Source organism: Clostridium sp. (assembly GCF_051654825.1).
Taxonomy (GTDB): Bacteria; Bacillota; Clostridia; order Clostridiales; family Clostridiaceae; genus Clostridium.
Window position 1 is genome coordinate 1 of record NZ_JBOFYU010000114.1, and the last position, 19995, is coordinate 19995.

Annotated in this window: 18 protein-coding genes and 2 riboswitches; of the genes, 14 read left to right on the top strand and 4 right to left on the bottom strand. The window is 28.3% G+C overall.

Annotated features, from left to right (window positions below; translation table 11 throughout):
• Together ACRDBA_RS06800 and ACRDBA_RS06805 are read right to left on the bottom strand one after the other, a co-directional pair.
• On the bottom strand, positions 1 to 1313 hold a 1313-nt coding region (locus ACRDBA_RS06800; protein ID WP_438572177.1), incomplete at its 3' end, for an MATE family efflux transporter.
• 76 nt (positions 1314 to 1389) lie between these two features.
• On the bottom strand, positions 1390 to 1833 hold the full coding sequence (locus ACRDBA_RS06805) for a MarR family winged helix-turn-helix transcriptional regulator (RefSeq protein WP_438572178.1): 444 nt from the start codon (positions 1831 to 1833) through the stop codon (positions 1390 to 1392).
• Positions 1834 to 1974: 141 nt separating this feature from the next.
• Here ACRDBA_RS06805 and ACRDBA_RS06810 point away from each other — a divergent pair, with 141 nt between their 5' ends.
• Positions 1975 to 2364, top strand: coding sequence for a VOC family protein (locus ACRDBA_RS06810; RefSeq protein WP_438572179.1), 390 nt, complete (start codon positions 1975 to 1977; stop codon positions 2362 to 2364).
• 71 nt (positions 2365 to 2435) lie between these two features.
• On the opposite strand, the gene ACRDBA_RS06815 is transcribed toward ACRDBA_RS06810, so the two are convergent.
• Positions 2436 to 2591 carry a hypothetical protein gene (locus ACRDBA_RS06815; protein ID WP_438572180.1) on the bottom strand — a complete coding sequence of 52 codons (156 nt, stop codon included), beginning with the start codon at positions 2589 to 2591 and terminating at the stop codon, positions 2436 to 2438.
• A 260-nt stretch (positions 2592 to 2851) separates the two neighbouring features.
• Between ACRDBA_RS06815 and ACRDBA_RS06820 the strand changes: the two genes are divergently transcribed.
• From ACRDBA_RS06820 to ACRDBA_RS06870, 11 genes are all read left to right on the top strand, one after another.
• On the top strand, positions 2852 to 3310 hold the full coding sequence (locus ACRDBA_RS06820; RefSeq protein ID WP_438572181.1) for a DUF1905 domain-containing protein: 459 nt from the start codon (positions 2852 to 2854) through the stop codon (positions 3308 to 3310).
• 173 nt (positions 3311 to 3483) lie between these two features.
• A riboswitch (Lysine riboswitch) is annotated at positions 3484 to 3655 on the top strand.
• Between the two features lie 107 nt (positions 3656 to 3762).
• Complete coding sequence (locus tag ACRDBA_RS06825; RefSeq protein ID WP_438572182.1) at positions 3763 to 5190, top strand: YfcC family protein; 1428 nt, start codon at positions 3763 to 3765, stop codon at positions 5188 to 5190.
• Between the two features lie 28 nt (positions 5191 to 5218).
• Entirely contained in the window at positions 5219 to 6346 is a 1128-nt protein-coding gene (locus ACRDBA_RS06830) for a M20 family metallopeptidase (protein ID WP_438572183.1), read from the top strand.
• 151 nt (positions 6347 to 6497) lie between these two features.
• Positions 6498 to 6654: riboswitch (M-box (ykoK) riboswitch) on the top strand.
• Positions 6655 to 6771: 117 nt separating this feature from the next.
• Positions 6772 to 6894, top strand: coding sequence for a hypothetical protein (locus tag ACRDBA_RS06835; protein WP_438572184.1), 123 nt, complete (start codon positions 6772 to 6774; stop codon positions 6892 to 6894).
• Positions 6895 to 6959: 65 nt separating this feature from the next.
• The gene (mgtA, locus tag ACRDBA_RS06840) at positions 6960 to 9665 is read left to right on the top strand and encodes a magnesium-translocating P-type ATPase (protein ID WP_438572185.1); all 2706 of its coding nucleotides are present in this window, start codon (positions 6960 to 6962) and stop codon (positions 9663 to 9665) included.
• Between the two features lie 16 nt (positions 9666 to 9681).
• The gene (locus ACRDBA_RS06845) at positions 9682 to 10176 is read left to right on the top strand and encodes a winged helix-turn-helix domain-containing protein (protein WP_438572186.1); all 495 of its coding nucleotides are present in this window, start codon (positions 9682 to 9684) and stop codon (positions 10174 to 10176) included.
• A 203-nt stretch (positions 10177 to 10379) separates the two neighbouring features.
• Entirely contained in the window at positions 10380 to 11315 is a 936-nt protein-coding gene (gene manA / locus ACRDBA_RS06850) for a mannose-6-phosphate isomerase, class I (protein ID WP_438572187.1), read from the top strand.
• A 30-nt stretch (positions 11316 to 11345) separates the two neighbouring features.
• Entirely contained in the window at positions 11346 to 13247 is a 1902-nt protein-coding gene (locus ACRDBA_RS06855; protein ID WP_438572188.1) for a BglG family transcription antiterminator, read from the top strand.
• Between the two features lie 153 nt (positions 13248 to 13400).
• Positions 13401 to 14819, top strand: coding sequence for a PTS fructose transporter subunit IIC (locus tag ACRDBA_RS06860; RefSeq protein WP_438572189.1), 1419 nt, complete (start codon positions 13401 to 13403; stop codon positions 14817 to 14819).
• 27 nt (positions 14820 to 14846) lie between these two features.
• A complete protein-coding gene (locus ACRDBA_RS06865; RefSeq protein ID WP_438572190.1) occupies positions 14847 to 15290 on the top strand; it encodes a PTS sugar transporter subunit IIA in 444 nt (147 codons plus the stop codon).
• A gap of 924 nt (positions 15291 to 16214) precedes the next feature.
• Positions 16215 to 16517 carry a hypothetical protein gene (locus ACRDBA_RS06870; protein WP_438572191.1) on the top strand — a complete coding sequence of 101 codons (303 nt, stop codon included), beginning with the start codon at positions 16215 to 16217 and terminating at the stop codon, positions 16515 to 16517.
• Positions 16518 to 16566: 49 nt separating this feature from the next.
• Here ACRDBA_RS06870 and ACRDBA_RS06875 read toward each other — a convergent pair whose 3' ends face one another.
• On the bottom strand, positions 16567 to 18141 hold the full coding sequence (locus tag ACRDBA_RS06875; RefSeq protein ID WP_438572192.1) for a DEAD/DEAH box helicase: 1575 nt from the start codon (positions 18139 to 18141) through the stop codon (positions 16567 to 16569).
• 375 nt (positions 18142 to 18516) lie between these two features.
• Between ACRDBA_RS06875 and ACRDBA_RS06880 the strand changes: the two genes are divergently transcribed.
• The gene (locus ACRDBA_RS06880) at positions 18517 to 19284 is read left to right on the top strand and encodes an EFR1 family ferrodoxin (protein ID WP_438572193.1); all 768 of its coding nucleotides are present in this window, start codon (positions 18517 to 18519) and stop codon (positions 19282 to 19284) included.
• Position 19285: 1 nt separating this feature from the next.
• Positions 19286 to 19789, top strand: coding sequence for a methylated-DNA--[protein]-cysteine S-methyltransferase (locus tag ACRDBA_RS06885; RefSeq protein WP_438572194.1), 504 nt, complete (start codon positions 19286 to 19288; stop codon positions 19787 to 19789).
• Positions 19790 to 19995 lie beyond the last annotated feature (206 nt).

Here is a 19995-nt window from a genome sequence, read left to right on the forward strand (position 1 = left end):
AATATAAAGAATCCTATACATAATATAATTTGTATAAAGGTAGATGCTGGAGTTGCTAACCCTACTTTAAATAGTGAGACAGGTTCTATTTTGCTCATAATAAATGATACAGGTATTCTTATTAAAAATGCACCTACTACACCTTGTATCATGACAAAGGTTGTATTTCCGCAACCATTAAAGTAACCGACCATACTAAACATTATGGCTGTAAATAGGCAATCTATACCATAAGCCTTCATATAATCCCAAGCTGCTAGAATAACAGCATCATCATTAGAGAATATTCCAGAAAGTAAGTTTCCATGGAAGAATGTAATATAAAACATTATAATACCACAGCATAATGAGGCTAATACTGAATAAAGGAGAACTCTTTTAGCTCTATCATATTTCTTTGCACCATAGTTTTGAGCTACAAATGCAGATACGGATTGTGAAAATGATATTGGTATAAGCATTATAAATCCAACAAGCTTTTCAGCTACACCTATTCCAGCTGATGCAATTACTCCCATAGAGTTACCTATTACCATAATTACTAAGAACGATAAGTTAACAAGCACATCTTGAAGAGCTATTGGAGCACCGTATTTAATTATTTGTGAAGTTAAGTTTTTATGGAATTTTACGCTGTTTTTAGAGAATTTAAATGGTAGTCCACGTCTTTTTATTAATATTAAAGATAAAATAACACTAGTTGATTGAGCGAGAACAGTTGCATAAGCAGCACCTGATGCAGCCATTTTAAATATACCAACAAATATTAAGTCACCAATTATGTTTACTATACAAGCTATTCCTACTGTAATAAGTGGTGTTTTTGAATCTCCAAGACCTCTAAAAACTCCACCTATAATATTATAAAAAATAACGAAGATTGTACCCGCACCACATATTCTTAAATATGAAACTGTGCTATCAAAAGCTTCTGCTGGTGCATGCATTAATGATGCAATAGGTGATGCAAATAATACTATAAGAATAGTTATAATAATTGCAAAAACAGTAAATATTGAAATACCACTACCTACAACATTTCCTGCTTCATCTTTTTTGTTTTCACCAAGTTTTTGACCTATTAAGATAGTTATTCCCATAGCAAGTCCAGTGATCATTGATGTTATTGAAAACATAACTTGGCTTCCTGTAGATACAGCAGATACATCAGCTGCATTACCAAATTGCCCAACTATAAGTAGGTCAACTGCCCCATACATTGTTTGTAAAAATAATGCGATTAAAATTGGTATTGTAAATTTTAATAAAGGCGAAAATATTTTTCCTTCCGTAAAATTAGATGCTTTAGTCATATTTATTAAACTCCTTTTATTAATTAAGTTTTGCACAAAACTATATATAAAAAATAACCATTAAATTTAGTTAAGGTTATTCTAAATTATTTCTTATTTTATCAAGTACTTTATAAAACACTTTTATTTCTTCTTCTGTTATATTTTTAGATAATTTAGTTTCTACAGAATCAATTGCAGTAGAAATATTTTTATTAAGCATTATAGCTTTTTCTGTTATAACTATTTTCTTTAAACGAGCATCTTCTGCAACAGGAACTCTTTGGATTAAACCGTTTTTTTCCATGTTATTTAACATAAGACTAATAGAAGAACGTTTTAAATCAAACTCCTTTTCTAAATCCTTTTGAAATACATCTCTATATTCTCTTTCCATATAAATAAAATCTATTACATAGGCTTGAGAAACCGTTAAGTTATCATCAATAGAATTAATAACAGCAGCATCAACATTTCTTGAAATTATATGATGAGCTCTACTAATATCAAGACCTAGTTTAAGCTTATCTCTTTTTATCATAAAACACCTCTTAAATATGTTTTGTACTAAACTATAATAACTATTATATATGTATATGTCAATATAAGTATTTTAAAAATGGTTATATTAAATAATATCAGATAAAATAGTTTATATAATAATAAGTAAGGAAGTGTTTTTATGATAAATATGTTAGGTCAAGTTATGGTTTATGTAAATAATCAAGATGAATCAATGAAGTTTTGGACAGAAAAGGTAGGCTTTATTGTAGTTTCTGAAGAAGATAATGGTGAAGGTATGAGATGGATTGAAGTTGCACCCCATAAGAATGCACAAACAACAATCGTACTTCATAATAAAGAAATAATTGCTAAGATGGGATCAGGAATAAATTTAGGAACGCCATCGTTATTATTTTTCACAGAAGATATAGAAGCATTATATTCTAAGCTATCTAATAATGGGGTTACAGTAGGAGAAATAATACATATGCCATTTGGGAAAACATTAAATTTTGCAGATGATGAACAAAATTATTTTGCAGTAGTTGAAAAACAAAATAATATATAATAATAGAGCGTTAAAAATTTATACAATTGCTATAAATTTTTAACGCTTTTTTAAGCTTACAATTTTTAAATTTAAAATCCTCTTTTTTTTGCGTCTAAACCACTTTCGTTAATTCCAGGCTCTTCTATAGTAGTATTAAAGCTATTTTTAGCCTTTTGGTTTTGCGTTTTATTACCATTTTTCAAATAATTTTCTTTAGAAAATTCTTTACAGTTTTTGCTATCCACTTTTATCACTCCTTTAATATTTCATCATTTTTAGTATGTGTATATGATTTTAGAATATCCTGATAATATTAAAAAAATTAGAATAAGTGGACTAGAGAAGCTGTTAGTAAAATGGGAAAAATATTTGAATAGATTAGTGAACAAAATAACTATAATTACGAATATATAGACATAAAACAAAAAATTAATTTAAAATAAGTGGTATAAGATAAATAATAATGAATTATGAGAAATAGAAATTTTGTATAAGGAGTAATTGTATGAGTTATAAGTTTGAAGCTGTTATAAAAAAAATAGAAGATAAAGATGCTACTTTTATAGAAATACCATTTGATGTCGAAAAGGAGTTTGGAGCTAAAAGAGTTAAGGTAAAAGCTAAGTTTGATGATATTGAATATAGAGGATCTATCGTAAATATGGGACATGGATGTCACATAATAGGTATTACTAAAGAGATAAGAAATAAGATTGAGAAAAGCTATGGTGATATAATAGCTGTAGAAGTTGAAAAGGATGAAGAAGTAAGAGAAGTAGAATTACCACAAGATTTAAAAATGGAATTAGATAAAAATGAAAAAGCTCTTGAGTTTTATAATAACTTATCATTTTCAGCTAAGAAAAAATACTGTCAATGGATAACAAGTGCTAAAAAAGATGAAACAAGACAAAAAAGAGTTTTAGAAGCTATTAATAAACTAGAGGCAAAAATAAAAATATAATTGAATATATAAAATATTAAAAAGCATATCATAGTGAGGATATGCTTTTATTTTTTATAAAATTATATTCAAAAATAAGGGATTTTATTAAATCGCGTATAAAATCATAGAATATACGTAAAAAAATGAAGCTATACCATATTATTGATATAATGGGTTTCATAAAATTAAAAATAATAGATAGAGGTTGCAATAGATAAGAGTAAATTTATTGAGGTAGCACAATGAGATAAATTGAAAGGAGATATTGCCGAAATATACAGTAGAGGCTAAAAGGCTGTATGTTGGGGTTGTGTAGAATATGCATAACACTGTCATAAATTTTTATGGGGAGCTATCGCAATGGATTTATTTTAAAATTAAAAGTTATAGGTAACTTTATGTGAAAGATAAAATCTTGAGTGATATTACTCAAGATTTTTTTTATTTTTAACTATTTAGGAGGAATGAAAGTGAGTTTAAAAGCATCAACACCAAAAGAAAAAAACAGTTTTTTTGATAAGCTAAAAGTACCACATACATTGGTAATAATAACTACAATAATGTTAATAGTAGCTATATCAACATATTTTATACCAGGAGGAGCCTATGAAAAGGTATTAAATGATAACGGTAAGAGTATAGTTCTAGATGGATCATTTAAATACATAGAAAGTCAGCCGCAAGGAGTATTTGATATATTACAAGCTCCAGTTGAAGGAATAATTGCTGGAGCAGAAATAATAGCATTTTTACTTATTGTAGGAGGAGCTTTTAGCTTAATTGCAAGAACCAAAGCAATTGATTTTGGTATAGTTAGAATAGTAAATAGATTTAAGGGAAAAGAAATTTTAATAATACCAATATTAGTGCTTGTATTTTCACTTGGAGGAGCTGTATTTGGAATGGCAGAAGAGGCAGTTCCATTTGTTGCAATATTATCTCCATTAATGTTAGCGCTAGGATACGATAGCATAGTTACTTTAGCAGTTACATATTTTGCTTGTACACTTGGGTTTTCAGCAGCAATGATTAATCCGTTTACAGTAGGTATTGCACAATCAATAGCAGACTTACCATTATTCTCAGGAGTTAAGTATCGTACGATGATATGGCTTATAACTACTACGGTAGGAATTATATTTATAATGATATATGCTATTAAAATAAAGAAAAACCCTAAATTAAGCCCAGTATATGAAAGTGATGAGGCTAAGAGAAATACATTAAAGAACTTTAGCTCAGAAAATGAAGAATTTAATTTATCCCATAAAATAGTATTATTACTTTTAGCGGTATGTATAGGTGTAATAGTATGGGGAGTTTTAACACAAGGATTTTGGATTCCAGAAATAGCAGCAGTATTTTTAGCAACAGGGCTTTTAAGTGGATTAGTTGGAAAATTAAAGGCTGATGAGATGGCAGAAGCATTTATTGAAGGTGCAAAGGGAATGATAGGTGCAGCTGTTATGTTAGGATTTGCTAGAGGAATAGTTATAATAGCAGAAAGCTCAAATATAATAGACACTATTTTATATAATTTAGCAACATTTATAGGTGGATTACCATCATTATTTGCAGCATACATAATGTATCCAATACAAATGTTTATAAACTTCTTTGTAAGTTCTGGTTCAGGACAGGCTGCCTTAACAATTCCTATATTAGCTCCATTAGGAGATTTAGTAGGAGTTTCAAGACAGTTAACAGTTTTAATATTTCAATTAGGAGATGGATTCTCAAATGCATTGTTCCCAACATCAAGTGTATTAATAGCTTGCTTAGGGTTAGCAGGAGTTCCTTATGGAAAATGGCTTAAATGGATGTTGCCAATACAGGGAATATTATTTGTATTATCTATAATATTTATTACAATAGCAACATTTATGGGATGGAGCTAAATAAAAAGACATGGAGTGTGGATTAACTATGAAGAATAGACTAAATAAATTAGGAAGAGAAATTAAAGATGAATTATGTGAAATTAGTAGATTTATATATGATAATCCTGAGCTAGGAAATGAGGAATTTAAGGCTACTGAAAAGTTAACATCTTTTTTAGAAAAACATAATTTTAAAATAGAGAGAGAATTTTTAGGAATGAATACAGCTTTTAGAGCAACCTACGATAGCAATAAAGAAGGTCCAGTAATAGGATATTTATGTGAATATGATGCATTACCTAAAATAGGTCATGGTTGCGGCCATAATATCATAGGAACAATGTCTGCTGGGGCAGGAGTTATTTTAAGTAAGATTTTAAATGAAGTTGGTGGAAAAATTGTAGTTTATGGAACGCCAGCAGAAGAAACTAATGGAGCTAAAGTAATATTTGCAGAAGCGGGAGTATTTGATGAGCTAGATGTAGCTATGATAGCTCATCCACATAGTACTACCTGTAAAAGTGGAAAATCTGTAGCTTTATATCCATTACAGTTTACTTATAAGGGGAAAACAGCTCATGCTGCATCATGTCCTCAAGATGGAATAAATGCTTTAAATAGTGTTATTCAATTGTTTAATGGAATAGATGCATTAAGACAACATGTTACTCCAGATGTAAGAATGCATGGAATAATAACTAATGGTGGGGTAGCAGCTAATATAGTACCTGATGAAGCTACAGCACAATTTTATTTTAGAGCAGCAGAAAAGGAAACTTTAAATGAATTAGTTGAAAAGGTTAAAAGGATTGCAGAAGGTGCAGCACTTATGACTGGTGCAACGCTTATTATGGAAAAGTATGAACTTCAATATGATAATTTAAAAACTAATGAAAATCTATCAGAGGCATTTAATGAGAACCTAAGAAAGCTTGGAATATTGGAAATAGGGGAAAGAGATACATTTGGATCAAGTGATATTGGAAATGTGAGTCATATAGTTCCTACGATACATCCAATGATAGGAATATCAGAATGTTATGTTAGAGCTCATAGTACAGAGCTTGCAGATGCAACTATTAAGCCATTTGCAAATGAAAGATTAGTTATAGGAGTATTAGCTTTAGCGCATACAGGATATGATGTCTTAACTAATAAAGTAGATTTAAAATAATAAGAGAATATTAAAGTTAGGTATGTTATTTAGCTATATGTAAAGAAGTGCATTAGGTTAAAAGCAAGATAAAATTAATAAAAAAGCAAGGTAAAAGTAGTAGATTATTTATAGCACAGTGATATAATGATATTGTGGAAAGAAAAGTAAATAATAAATACGGTAGGTGAGGCTACCGTAAGGATATGGATTGCTACCGCAAAATAGTGGAGACACTATGAGAGGGTCAGCAGGGGATGTCGATACCAAGGCATAACCTAACGCAATTTCACCGCCTTACGATGCTAAAGCTTGAACGATAAATGCAATGATTAAATTTATATTTGATCTTTATTACCCTTGTTATTGTTTAAGCAATAACAGGGGTTTTTTATTATTTATTTATAAATTAATGAAATATTAAATTAAATTTTGGAGGTGTAAAAATGGACGCAGACGGTTGTAGTATAGGTACGGAATCATACAGTAAAGTTAAAGAGTTTAATAGTGATGAAGATGACTTTAGTAGTCTGCCCATTATTAGGCCTTTAGCTAAAATTAAAATTTAATAATTGAAAGTTAATTTTGTAGGTTTCGTATCTTACTCCCGAATTAAATTTAAGGAGGAAGAACGATGAAAAAAATATTATTTGAAAGAAAAAAATCTTTAAAGAGAAGTAATGATTTAAGAAGAGAAGAGGTAATTAATTCAAAATTATTAAGGATTGCAAAATTAGATGTAGATTCTTTAGTTAAAAAGATGGGCGTATCATATCAAGGATTGGATTATGAAAAGATTATAGAAATGAGAGAATCTTATGGTGCAAATACTATAACAACTAGAGAAAAGGAGAGTACTTTTAAAAAGTTAGTTAAAGCATTTATTAATCCATTCACAATTGTATTACTTTTCCTTGCAGTAATTTCATTTTTTACAGACGTAATTATGGCAGATTCTTTAGAGAAAAATCCTACTAGTGTAATAATTATTATTACTATGGTTAGCATAAGTGGAGTATTAAAATTTATACAAGAATTAAAGTCAAATAATGCAGCAGAAAAGCTAAATGCTCTTGTAGAAACTACAACATCAGTAAATAGAAATGGGATTTGTAATTTAGAAATACCATTATCAGAGGTTGTTTGTGGGGATATTGTAAATTTATCAGCAGGAGATATGGTTCCAGCTGATTTAAGAATAATTAAGGCAAAGGACTTATTTATAAGTGAATCAAGTTTAACTGGAGAAAGTAATCCAATAGAAAAATTTGTAGAGCTAAAAGAGATAGAAGAATATAATTCAGCATTAGAATGCAATAATATTGCTTTTATGGGAAGTAACGTAATAAGTGGTTCTGCAAAAGGTATAGTAGTATCTACAGGTGATGAGACTATTTTTGGAGCTATGTCACAATCAATAGTTGAAGAAAAAAGTATATCAAGTTTTGAAAAAGGAGTTAACTCAGTTTCTTGGTTACTAATAACATTTATGTCTATTATGGTTCCAGTTGTATTCTTTATTAATGGTATTACTAAGGGGGATTGGGTACAAGCATTGTTATTTTCTATTTCAATAGCAGTAGGTCTAACTCCAGAAATGTTACCAATGATAGTAACTACAAGTCTTGCAAAAGGTGCAGTCTCTATGTCTAAAAAGAAGACAGTTATAAAAAATCTTAATTCAATTCAAAACTTTGGAGCAATGAATATATTATGCACTGATAAAACAGGTACATTAACACAAGATAAAGTTGTTTTACAATATCATTTAGATGTTCATGGAAATGAGGATGAAAGAGTATTACGTCATGCTTTTATGAATAGTTATTTTCAAACTGGGCTTAAAAATTTAATGGATATTGCAGTGATAGAGTGTTCAGAAAATAAGGGTTTTAAGGAAATATATAAAGGTTATGATAAAGTAGATGAAATTCCATTTGATTTTAACAGAAGAAGAATGAGTGTTATTTTAAAGGATACTACAGGAAAAGCTCAATTAATTACAAAAGGTGCAGTAGAGGAAATGATTAATATATGTAAATATGTTGAGTATAAAGGTGTAGTAACTGAGTTAGATAAAGAATTAATAGATGAGATATTAATTACAGTTAATAAATTAAATGATGATGGAATGAGAGTAATCGCTGTTGCTCAAAGAACAAATCCAATTAGAGAGAAAGAGTTTTCAGTTAAAGACGAGTGTGACATGGTATTAATGGGATATTTGGCGTTTTTAGATCCACCAAAGGAAAGCACAAGTATTGCAATTGAATCATTAAAAAATCATGGTGTTAAAGTTAAGGTTTTAACTGGGGATAATGATAGAGTAACTAAAAGTATCTGTAAACAAATAGGAATTGAAACAAGGGATATTTTGTTAGGTAGTGATATTGAAAAAATATCAGATAAAGAGTTAGCTATAGTCTCAGAGAAAACTAGTGTGTTTGCAAAGTTATCACCAGCACAAAAAACAAGAATTGTAAGAATATTACGAGGAAATGGAAATGTAGTTGGATTTATGGGAGATGGAATAAACGATGCGGCTGCTATGAAAGAGGCTGATGTTGGAATTTCAGTAGATACAGCTGTAGATATAGCAAAGGAATCAGCAGATATTATTTTACTTGAAAAGGATTTGGGTGTATTAGAAAATGGAGTAATTGAAGGAAGAAAAACATTTGCTAATATGATTAAATATATAAAGATGACCGCTAGTTCTAATTTTGGAAATATGTTTTCAGTTTTAGTAGCAAGTGCTTTTTTGCCATTCTTACCTATGATATCAATACAATTGATAATATTAAATCTTATATATGATTTATCATGTGTTTCAATACCATGGGATAATGTTGATAATGAATATTTAATGAAGCCAAAGAAATGGAGTGCTTCTTCAATAGGTAGGTTTATGATTTGGATTGGACCAACAAGCTCAATATTTGATATATTAACATTTATAATAATGTATTTCATTATATGTCCTATTGTTGTAGGGGGTAACTATAATGATCCAGGAATAAATAAGGTATTGTTTATGGCAGCTTTTAATGCAGGATGGTTTATTGAATCTCTAATAACTCAAACTACTGTAATTCATATGATTAGAACAGAAAAGATACCATTTATTAAAAGTATAGCTTCAAAGCAAGTTTTAATTTTAACTACTTTAGCAATTATAGTTGGAACAGTTATACCATATACTAAATTTGGAGTAATTTTAGGAATGGTAAGCCTACCAGGAATATATTTTTTATATCTTATTTTAATTGTGAGTTCATATATATTCTTAATTACGTTGATAAAAAAAGTATATATAAAAAAGTTTAAAGAACTTCTTTAGATGGGGGATAAAAGATATGTGTGATAAGGCATTAATATTATCATTAAATTACGATAGCTGTAGTTGGATAATTGATAAGATAAATAATGTAGAAAATCTTAGTGTTGAGTTAATTGAATTAAAAAAATCTTTAGAAGCCTTTCAGTCTAATGAATATAAATCATTAATAGTTAATTATAAAGAAGCGGATAACAATATATATAACAATGAGGAAAATATAGATTTAAATGAATTAAAAATAAATTACTCTGAGAGAAAGGTATATATAAATGGCAATGAAGTTAGGTTGACTCCAAAGGAGTTTTATATTTTATATATGCTTGCAAGTAATAAGGGAGTTATATTTTCAAAAGAGGAAATATATGAAGGAGTATGGAAAAGTGAATATGCCTCAGATGATAGCAATATAATGGCTCACATTAGAAAGCTTAGAAAAAAGATAGAAAGTGATCCTAAAAATCCTAAATATATTGTTACAGTATGGGGTGTTGGGTATAAGTTTAATGGATAGTTATATAAAGCTAATATTAAATTTAGAGATTAAAAAAGACTTATAGTAATTATAAGTCTTTTTTTTACACATAAATAACTTAAGTTAATGAAAGTAGCTAAATTTAGACAAAGAATTTCCTGTAATATAGGAAAAACAATAACTGTGAATACTATTATTGGGAGCGTATTATGAAATAAAGTTCAAGTAGAATGAGGTGTAATATGTATCCTATAAAATTTAACAATGTGTATTTTGAAAAGGTTTGGGGAGGAAGAGATTTTGGAAACTTTAGAGATAATCTTCCAGGAGGTAATATAGGTGAAAGTTGGGACATTGCATGTCATCCAAATGGAGTTGGAATTGTAGAAAATGGGGAGCTTAAGGGATTAAGATTTGACGAAATTATAAGTAAATATGGTAGTGACTTATTAGGGGACAAGATCCTAGATAATAAATTCCCTCTTTTAGTTAAATTAATTAATTCAAAAGAAAAATTATCAGTTCAAGTTCATCCTGGAGATGAGTATGCTAAGGTGAATGAAAACGAATTCGGAAAAACAGAAGCATGGTATGTGATGGATGCAAATCCTAATGCAAAGCTAATAGTAGGAACAAAAAATTGTGATAAAGAAACTTTTAAAAGGAAAATCCAAGAGGGAGACTTTGAAGACTGCCTTAATATTATTGAAGTAAAGAAAGGTGATTGCTTTTTAATAAATAGTGGATTGGTACATGCTATCTGTGAAGGATTAATAATTGCAGAAATACAACAAAACTCGGATGTAACTTATAGAGTATATGATTATGGAAGACCTAGAGAGCTTCATGTTAAAAAATCATTAGATGTAATTAAATTTGATTTAAAGGCTATAAATCTTTCAGAAAATCCTAGGGAAGAATTTAATGGTTATAGAAAAATAGATTTATGTAATAATGAGTATTTTGGAATGATAAAGTATGAAATTAGTAGTGAATTAAGGGATGAAAGTAATAAAGACAAGCTTTACATACTTACTTGCATTGAAGGTAGTGGAGATATAGTAGTTAATAATGAAAAATATAAGATTATTAAAGGGGATAGTTATTTAATACCAGCTACTATGGGGGAATACTATATAAAAGGAAGTTTAGAGCTAATAAAAAGTTATCCTAATTAAATAAATTTTAATGTAGATGGGTGATACATGATGATGTCTAATCAAAGGTTTAAGAAAATTTTAGAGGTACTATTAGAAAATGATAAGGTTGTTTCTGGAGAAAATCTATGCAGTATATTAGGTGTTTCTTCAAGAACTATTAGAAGTGATATAAAAGAAATAACAAAGATGATAGAAGGAAATGGTGGAACCATAATTTCAGAAAAATCTAAAGGATATAGATTAGAGATTAGTGATAAAGATAAATTTATGAGCTTTATCAATTATGGAAAGGAAGAAGTAGAATCAGATAGATCTGAAGATGTAATAATAAAACTATTACTAAATGAAGTACAAGGGGGAGAATCTATAACACAAATAGACTTAGCTGATTATTTATTTATAAGCATATCTTCCTTAAAAAATGATATAAAGTTGGCAAAGGAAAAGCTTGATGATTATAGCTTAGGAATAGAGAAGATTGCAAATAAGGGCATTGGAATTTCAGGAAGAGAAGAAAATATAAGAGCTTGTTTAAATAAGTATTTAAATTTAGAAAGAGATGAATTAGAGGATAAGGAAGATTTATTATTAAGTGAAATAATAAAGGATATAAACATTGATAAAGTAAAGTTAATACTAAAGGAATCGATTAATTATTTTAACTTTAAAGCATCAGACAAGGCATTTATTAATGTATTAAAGTATATAGCAATAGCTATAAAGAGAAGTAGTCAGTATAAGACTGTGTTTTATCCATTGGATATTAAAGAATCACTTATGAAGGATCCCAAATACTATATAGCAAGTAGAATATGCAAAGCAATTAATTCTGTTTATGACATTAGCTTACATTTAGAAGAGGAACTATATTTAACAAAGATATTAGCTTCAAGTAGCTCTTTATTAATTGAATGTGATTATGGAGATGAATTAGTAAATAAGATAATAAGAAGTATAAATGAAAGAGTTAGTGTAGATTTTTCAAAAGATAAGACTTTAATTGATTTTTTATCTCATCATTTAAAGGCTGCAATTAATAGAGCTAAATATGGTGTAGTAATAGAAAACTCATTATTAAGTACTATAAAAAATAATTATCCATTTTCTTTAGAATTAGCTGTATTAGCGAATAACATAATAAATGAATGTGAAGGATTTGACTTAGCAGAAGATGATATAGGGTTTATAGCATTACATTTCGCAGCAGCATTAGAACGAAAAATTGGTAACAATAATGACAAAGTTAAAAATGCAATAATAGTTTGTGCTAATGGAATAGGAGCATCATTATTACTAAAAGTAAAGTTAGAAGGAAAGTTTAATAAAAATATTAACATAATAGACACCATACCTAAATATGAGTTTAATAATGATATTTTAGAAAAAGTAGATATAGTAATTTCAACTGTTAAACTAGACATTATTTCAGAAAAAATAGTTTATGTTAAAAGCTTATTAGACAATGAAGAAACTATGTTAATTGAAGAACGATTAAATACTAATAATGCAAAAAACAATAGCTTTATAAGTAGATTTAAAGAAGAGTTATTTTTTAAAAATATCTCAGTATCAACAAAGGAAGATATTTTAAATTACATTACTGATGAAATTATAAAAAAGGGTTATGCAAATGAAAGGTTTAAAGAAAACATCTTTAAAAGAGAGGCATTAGCTAGTACTGAAATAGGTGATTTAGTAGCTATTCCACATGATATGAATGAAGATATAAAGGAATCATTTATATCTATATCAGTATTAAAGAAATCTATAACTTGGGATAAGGAAAAGGTTCAACTTGTCATATTAATAGGTATGTCTAATTATGATAAGGAAGACTTAAAGGGTTATTTAGAAAAGCTATATAAAAATATTATTGATATTAATAAAGTAATAGAAATTATAAAGTCAGAATCATTTAGTGAAATACAAAAAATAATAAGTAAGTTTTAATTAAAAACAGCTGATACATTTCCTCTTTAAACGGAAAAAGAATAACTGTGAATATGTTTACATAATTAATATAATAAAGTCAAGAAGTGAGTGAAATCGCTTAAAAAGAATAATAAACATAAAGATAAATATGAAAATGTGGAGGGGAACTATATGAAATTATTAGCTATTACATCATGTCCAGTAGGTATAGCACATACTTATATAGCAGCTGAAAAGCTTAATAAGATGGCTAAAAAGATGGGAGTAGAAATAAAGGTAGAAACACAGGGATCAACAGGAGCGGAAAACGTAATAACAGAGCAAGACATTAAAGAAGCGGATGGGATAATAATTGCAGCAGACAAGGCAGTAAGTCTTGAAAGATTTGAAGGAATGGCAATGATTGAATGTCCAATAGCAAAAGCAATTAAAGAGCCAGATATGTTAATTCAAATGTTCTTAGATGGAAAAGTTGAAAAGAAGAAAAGAAACAATAACATGGTAAGTGTAGAAGATGGAAAGAAAGAATTAAAGCTTAAACAACCAGCCTTCTATAAGCACTTAATGGGTGGAGTTTCATATATGATTCCTGTAGTAGTCGTGGCAGGAATACTTATAGCATTAGCATTAGCCCTTGGAGGTCAGCCTACAGAAGCAGGGCTTGTAATACCAGATGATTCATTCTGGAAGCATATAGAGCAAATAGGGGCAGCAGGATTTGCATTTATGGTACCTGTATTATCAGGATTCATTTCATATTCAATTGCTGATAGACCAGCTTTAGTACCTGGTTTAATAGGTGGATATATAGCAGCTAATGGGTATTTCTATGGTTCAGAAGCTAACGCAGGTTTTTTAGGTGGAATAGTAACTGGTTTCTTAGCAGGATACATTGTTAAAGGATTAAAAGCTATAAAAGTTCCAAGTATAATTAAGCCAATAATGCCTATTATAATAATTCCTATAGTAGCAACATTAGGTACAGGTTTAGCGTTTATATTAGTATTAGGTGGTCCAATAACATCAGTATTTGAAGGATTAACAGGATTCTTAGCTAGTCTTTCAGGAGCAAGCTCAGTAGTATTAGCAACGATTTTAGGTGCTATGATAGCATTTGATATGGGTGGTCCAGTAAACAAAACAGCATTCTTATTTGGTGTATCAATGATAACAGCTGGTAAGCCAGAAATAATGGGACCAATAGCAGCGGCTATAGCAATTCCTCCAATAGGAATGGGAATAGCAACATTTATTCAAAAGAAATACTATAATAAAGAAGAATTAGATGCAGGTAAAGCAGCTTTTGCAATGGGGCTTTGCGGAATAACAGAAGGAGCAATTCCATTTGCATCAGTAGATCCACTAAGAGTAATACCATCATTAGTTGTTGGTTCAGTAGTTGGTGCTAATATAGCAATGTTTGCAGGAGTTGCAGATAGAGTTCCTCATGGAGGTCCGATAGTAGCATTAATGGGTGGAATTGATGGAGTAGCAATGTTTATGGTAGCTATATTAGTAGGTTCAGTAGTAACTGCATTAATGGTAAATACACTAAAAGGATTAAAATATAAAAAAGGACAAGCTTCATAATATAAATAAATTTTTGGGAGTAGAAATATGAGTAAATTATTTGACGTAAAATATATGGATTTAGATTTAAAAACATCTGAAAAATTTGAGACTATAAAGCATTTAGCTAATATGATAAATGAAAGATTAGTAAATGTAGATAAATACGTTGAAGATGTTAAGACTAGAGAAGGAATGTCTACAACAGGTATAGGTGATGGAGTAGCTATACCACATGCTAAATCAAAGTGGGTAAAAAAGCCTACAGTTGTAGTTGGAAAAAGCAGAAGAGGTATTGAGTGGGAAAGTCTTGATGATGAACCTGTAAACTTAATTTTCCTAATTGCTGTTCCAGAAGGAGAAGGAAATGAACACTTAAAAATTCTTCAAATATTAGCAGTTAGCTTAATGGACGATGATTTTAAAGAAGAAATATTAAAGGCTAATGAAAAAGAAGTTATAGAAAAATTATTATTAGAAAAAACAAGTTAATCCAAAATAACTATATGAGCCACATCTGAAAAGATGTGGCTTTTTATGTAATAAAATAGTAAAAATATATTCTAAAGGTGTATTTATGTATGGTGGTTATACTACTAAAGTAATAAAAATTAAAATGTGTAATTTAATTTCTAAACAAGTATTCTATAGTATGGTTAAAGTAAGGTTATTATAAGTAAATTACCTTACAAAATTAAAGAAATTAGTGTAGAGATTTATATTATGGGAGAAAAGAGAGTTTAATAAATAATGTTTTGTATTGATTGTTATTACAAGTTATACAAATTTAAAATAAAATAAGCATAGATGCTTTAAATTATTATATCTAGAAGAGAGAGAATAATAGTTTTTAGCATCTATTTTTTTTATTTTTAATAAGGATATTTTAATTTTTATATTAAATTTAAATAATAACTTAATTAAGATCAAGAGATAATTAAAAGCTGGGGAGATACAAATAAGGTATGAAAGGAGAGATATTTTTATTAATTATTAGATAAAATTATAAGTGTATGATTAATAAAAAATTTTATATTGCCAGAGTATTATTTCATATGGTGGTTATACTTCTCTTTACAGACAAGATAAATTATAATTAATGAATTTTATAACCTATGTGATATTGTATGGTGATTATATATATTTTATATGTTGTTTATATATTATTTATAAGATAAATTAGTTTATTAAGGCTAATTAGGAAGAGTTTTTTACTTTGTATAGATTGTTATTACAATATGTACAAAGGGAGAGTGAAATAGTGAAAACGCCAATGAAATAGCTATTAAAATATAAAAAACATTATTTATATTAATTTCTAGTTTGATATTATGTAAATAAAATAATACAATAATTAAAAGATATTAATGAATAATAGAATTAATAATTATTAAAATAAGTAATAGAGGTGATAATATGCCAAAAAAGACAAGTAAAAATAATGATTTATTGGGAAGTGTTAAAAGAACAACTTCTCCAAAGATATATTCATTATTAGTCCAACTGGTTAATGGTGGTAATGCTGATTTAGCAGAAGTAGTTTTAAAGATAGATTATTTATTACAATATACTAGCAATTGCATTTCACAAAAAGACTTTAAAGAAGCAAAGTATTCAATTGAAAAGGCAAAGGAAAGAATAGATTTGCTAAAGGATAAAGATGTAGATGTATCTCATTTAGAATATCTATATGACGGAATAAAGAAAAAGTTAAAATAAAAAATAGGCTGTATCTTTTGATACAGCCTATTTTTTTGCTATTTAAAGATTATCTTCTCTTTTTATTAGCAACTTCTATATTAACTTTTCTCTTATTTAATTTAAGACCTATACATTTATCCATTATCTTATCTTTTACATCTGGAGTAACATTAACAAATGCAAAGTTTTCTAAGATATCAATATCCCCAATTGCTGAAGCCTTAACTCTAGCAGTATCTTTAATAAAGTTTACTAAAGATTTAGGGTTGATTCCGTCTCTTCTACCTATTGAGAAGAATAAACGTACATCTTCGCTCTTTGGAGCTTCTAATGAATTTGATGTATATGTAGATAATAAATCGTCGTTAAACTTGCTCTTTATTAAAGCAGCAATTACTTCTACTGAATCAAATTGTTTATTTAACTCAACTGCAACTGGTAAGAATCTTTCAAAATCTCCATCATTAAGAATTGCTGAAACATCACTTAATATAGTTGTTGATTTATTTGAGAATATTTCATCAACAGTTGGAATTGATTTCTTTGTTATATCTCCCTTTGTTACAGACTTAATTTGCTTTAACATTGAGTATTCTTTTGGAGATATTAATGAATAAGCAGTACCTTCTCTATTAGCTCTACCAGTTCTACCTATTCTATGTACATATGATTCTACATCTTGTGGTAAATCGTAGTTTATTACGTGAGTTATGCTTTCAACGTCTATACCTCTAGCCGCAACATCAGTAGCTATTAAGAAGTTTAATGATCCTTCTTTAAATTTCTTTAAAGTTCTTAATCTGTGAGCTTGAGACATATCTCCGTGCATACCTTCAACAACGTATCCTCTACCTTGCATACCTTCAACTAGCTCATCTACACCCTTCTTAGTTCTACAGAAGATAATAGCTGATGTTGGGTTATCAAAATCTAATATTCTGCAAAGTGCTTCAAATCTTGTCTTTGGAGCAACTTCGAAGAAGTGTTGCTTAATTTTTGAAACAGTCATAGCTGACTTTTCAATAGCAATATGCTTAGCATCTTTGTTCATGTAACGCTTAGCTAATTTTTTAATTGGAGCTGGCATAGTAGCTGAGAATAATAAAGTTTGTCTTTCTTCAGGAAGTTGCTTTATTATATCTTCTAAATCATCAATGAATCCCATGTTTAACATTTCGTCAGCTTCATCTAATACTAAGAATTTAACTCCGTCTAATGATAATGTTTTTCTCTTGATATGGTCTAAAACTCTACCAGGAGTTCCAACAACTATATTAACATTTCTCTTAAGAGCTCTTATTTGATGATTGATTGGCTCTCCACCGTATATAGGTAATATAGTTAAGTTATCGTATTTTGATAATCTTGCAAGCTCATCATTAACTTGAATTGCTAACTCTCTAGTTGGTGCAAGAATAATAGCACTAAGTCCGTCCTTGCTAGTTATGTGGTTTATTATTCCGCAACCAAAAGCAGCAGTTTTACCAGTACCAGTTTGAGCTTGACCTATAAGGTCGTGTCCTTCTATGGCAACTGGAATTGCTTGAGCTTGTATTTGAGATGGTTTTTCAAATCCTAACTCGTTTATAGATTTTAAAAGGGTATCTTTTAACCCTAAGTCACTAAATTTTAAATCGTTCATTCAATGTCCTCTTTCTCTTTCATATATTTATTTATATTTAAATCAAATAGATTTATTTATTTTAATAGATTTCTGCAATTTGTTCAACTTTCTTAGTATACACTATAATTGATAAATATGCTTGTATTATTTATTAACAAAATAGAGTTATTTTGCATAAACAGAGTTTTTTGGGTTAAAATACATTTTGTAAGCGTTTTATTGGTAGAGAATTACTAATAGTATTTGCAAAATAGACAAACTATATTTAGGAAATAAAGATGAAATTAAAGAATAATATTATATATAAGTTAAAAAATAGAAAAAATGATATAGATTTTTTCTATTTTTTTGTTATATTGAAATAAATAAATTAATCAAGGAGCGCTTATAAAAATGAAAATTTTTTATTTTTCATCAACAGGTAATTCTCTTTATGTAAGTAAAAAGATAAAAGAAAAAATAGAAGATACAGAAATAGTATCTATTAATAAAGCATTAAAAGAAAATAAATTTGATTTTACAAATGAAAAAGAAATAGGTTTTGTATTTCCGTTACATTCTTTTGGGCTACCAATAGTAGTTAGAGAATTTATTAAAAAAATTAGATTAAAGGAAGATTGCTATGTTTTTGCAATTCAAGTAACAGGAGGGGGAAGGAGTAAAGCTTCATTTGAGGATATAAATAACCTATTAGCTAATAATAATGTTAAATTAACTACTATATATGAAGTTAAATATGTATCTAATTATATTAGAGCAGGAAGAGATGCTACTAAAGATAGAGCAAAAGAGGCCTTTTATAAGGCGGAAGCTGAAATAGAAAAAATAATACCTAAAATAAAGGATAAAGAAAACAATTCTAAAAACATAAGAGGAGAGATATCACATAAATTAATTCATAAGATGTGGATGAACTTATATAAAAGTAAGGATAAAGGCTTTAATGTAGATGATAGCTGCATAGGATGTAGTATATGTGAAAGAATTTGTCCTACAAATAACATAAAGCTAGTAGATAAAACGCCAATGTGGAATGGGCAGTGTGTAGATTGTATGGCATGTATAAATAACTGTCCAAAGAATTCTATTAATATAGGAAAGAAAACTCAAAAAAAATCTAGATATAGAAATAGTGAAATTAAATTAGAGGAGTTGTTATAGGTTGAATAAGGAGAATAATGATCTATTTTATGATGAAGTAGATACTCCTATAGGAAGGATATATATTGTAATGAAGGGAGATTCTTTAAAAAGAATAGAAATTATAGAATCACAATGGGTTAAATTTTTAAATTTAAACTCTAATATTAAGAAGAATATAGAAGTTTGTCGTAAAGTTAAAACTCAAATTCTTGAGTATTTTGAAGGTAAGAGAAAAAGCTTTGATATTAATATTTCTTTAGAAGGAACTCCATTTAGACTAAAGGTTTGGGAGGAATTATTAAAAATAAACTATGGAGAAACTACAAATTATGGCGAAATAGCTAAAAAAATAGGGAATCCTAAGTCTGTTAGAGCTATAGGTCAAGCTAATAGGTCTAACCCTATTCCAATAATAGTTCCATGCCATAGAGTAATAAGTAAAAGCGGTAAATTAATTGGTTATGCAGGTAACAATACTGATATACAATTAAAATTAATAGAGCATGAAGAAAAATTTTTATAAATTAATGATAAGAAATATAAAAAATAGTTTATATATATAAAAGTTATGAAAATAATTTAAATAAAAATATTTAAAGGGAAAGATTTTACATAAAAATACATGGATATAAATGTATTTTTATTTACAGTATATGTATTTAAAAAATCTCTCCCTTTTTTATTTTTATATTTTTTTTATGACTAGATAAATATTAGTAATAATATTAG

Bases quoted from the DNA above. Each gene is read 5' to 3' on its own strand.
- ACRDBA_RS06855 (WP_438572188.1), top strand. From the start codon at position 11,346: ATGATGTCTAATCAAAGGTTTAAGAAAATTTTAGAGGTACTATTAGAA.
- ACRDBA_RS06820 (WP_438572181.1), top strand. From the start codon at position 2,852: ATGAGTTATAAGTTTGAAGCTGTTATAAAAAAAATAGAAGATAAAGAT.
- ACRDBA_RS06860 (WP_438572189.1), top strand. From the start codon at position 13,401: ATGAAATTATTAGCTATTACATCATGTCCAGTAGGTATAGCACATACT.
- ACRDBA_RS06865 (WP_438572190.1), top strand. From the start codon at position 14,847: ATGAGTAAATTATTTGACGTAAAATATATGGATTTAGATTTAAAAACA.
- ACRDBA_RS06835 (WP_438572184.1), top strand. From the start codon at position 6,772: ATGGACGCAGACGGTTGTAGTATAGGTACGGAATCATACAGTAAAGTT.
- ACRDBA_RS06810 (WP_438572179.1), top strand. From the start codon at position 1,975: ATGATAAATATGTTAGGTCAAGTTATGGTTTATGTAAATAATCAAGAT.
- ACRDBA_RS06870 (WP_438572191.1), top strand. From the start codon at position 16,215: ATGCCAAAAAAGACAAGTAAAAATAATGATTTATTGGGAAGTGTTAAA.
- mgtA (WP_438572185.1), top strand. From the start codon at position 6,960: ATGAAAAAAATATTATTTGAAAGAAAAAAATCTTTAAAGAGAAGTAAT.
- ACRDBA_RS06845 (WP_438572186.1), top strand. From the start codon at position 9,682: ATGTGTGATAAGGCATTAATATTATCATTAAATTACGATAGCTGTAGT.
- manA (WP_438572187.1), top strand. From the start codon at position 10,380: ATGTATCCTATAAAATTTAACAATGTGTATTTTGAAAAGGTTTGGGGA.
- ACRDBA_RS06880 (WP_438572193.1), top strand. From the start codon at position 18,517: ATGAAAATTTTTTATTTTTCATCAACAGGTAATTCTCTTTATGTAAGT.
- ACRDBA_RS06805 (WP_438572178.1), bottom strand. From the start codon at position 1,833: ATGATAAAAAGAGATAAGCTTAAACTAGGTCTTGATATTAGTAGAGCT.
- ACRDBA_RS06875 (WP_438572192.1), bottom strand. From the start codon at position 18,141: ATGAACGATTTAAAATTTAGTGACTTAGGGTTAAAAGATACCCTTTTA.
- ACRDBA_RS06830 (WP_438572183.1), top strand. From the start codon at position 5,219: ATGAAGAATAGACTAAATAAATTAGGAAGAGAAATTAAAGATGAATTA.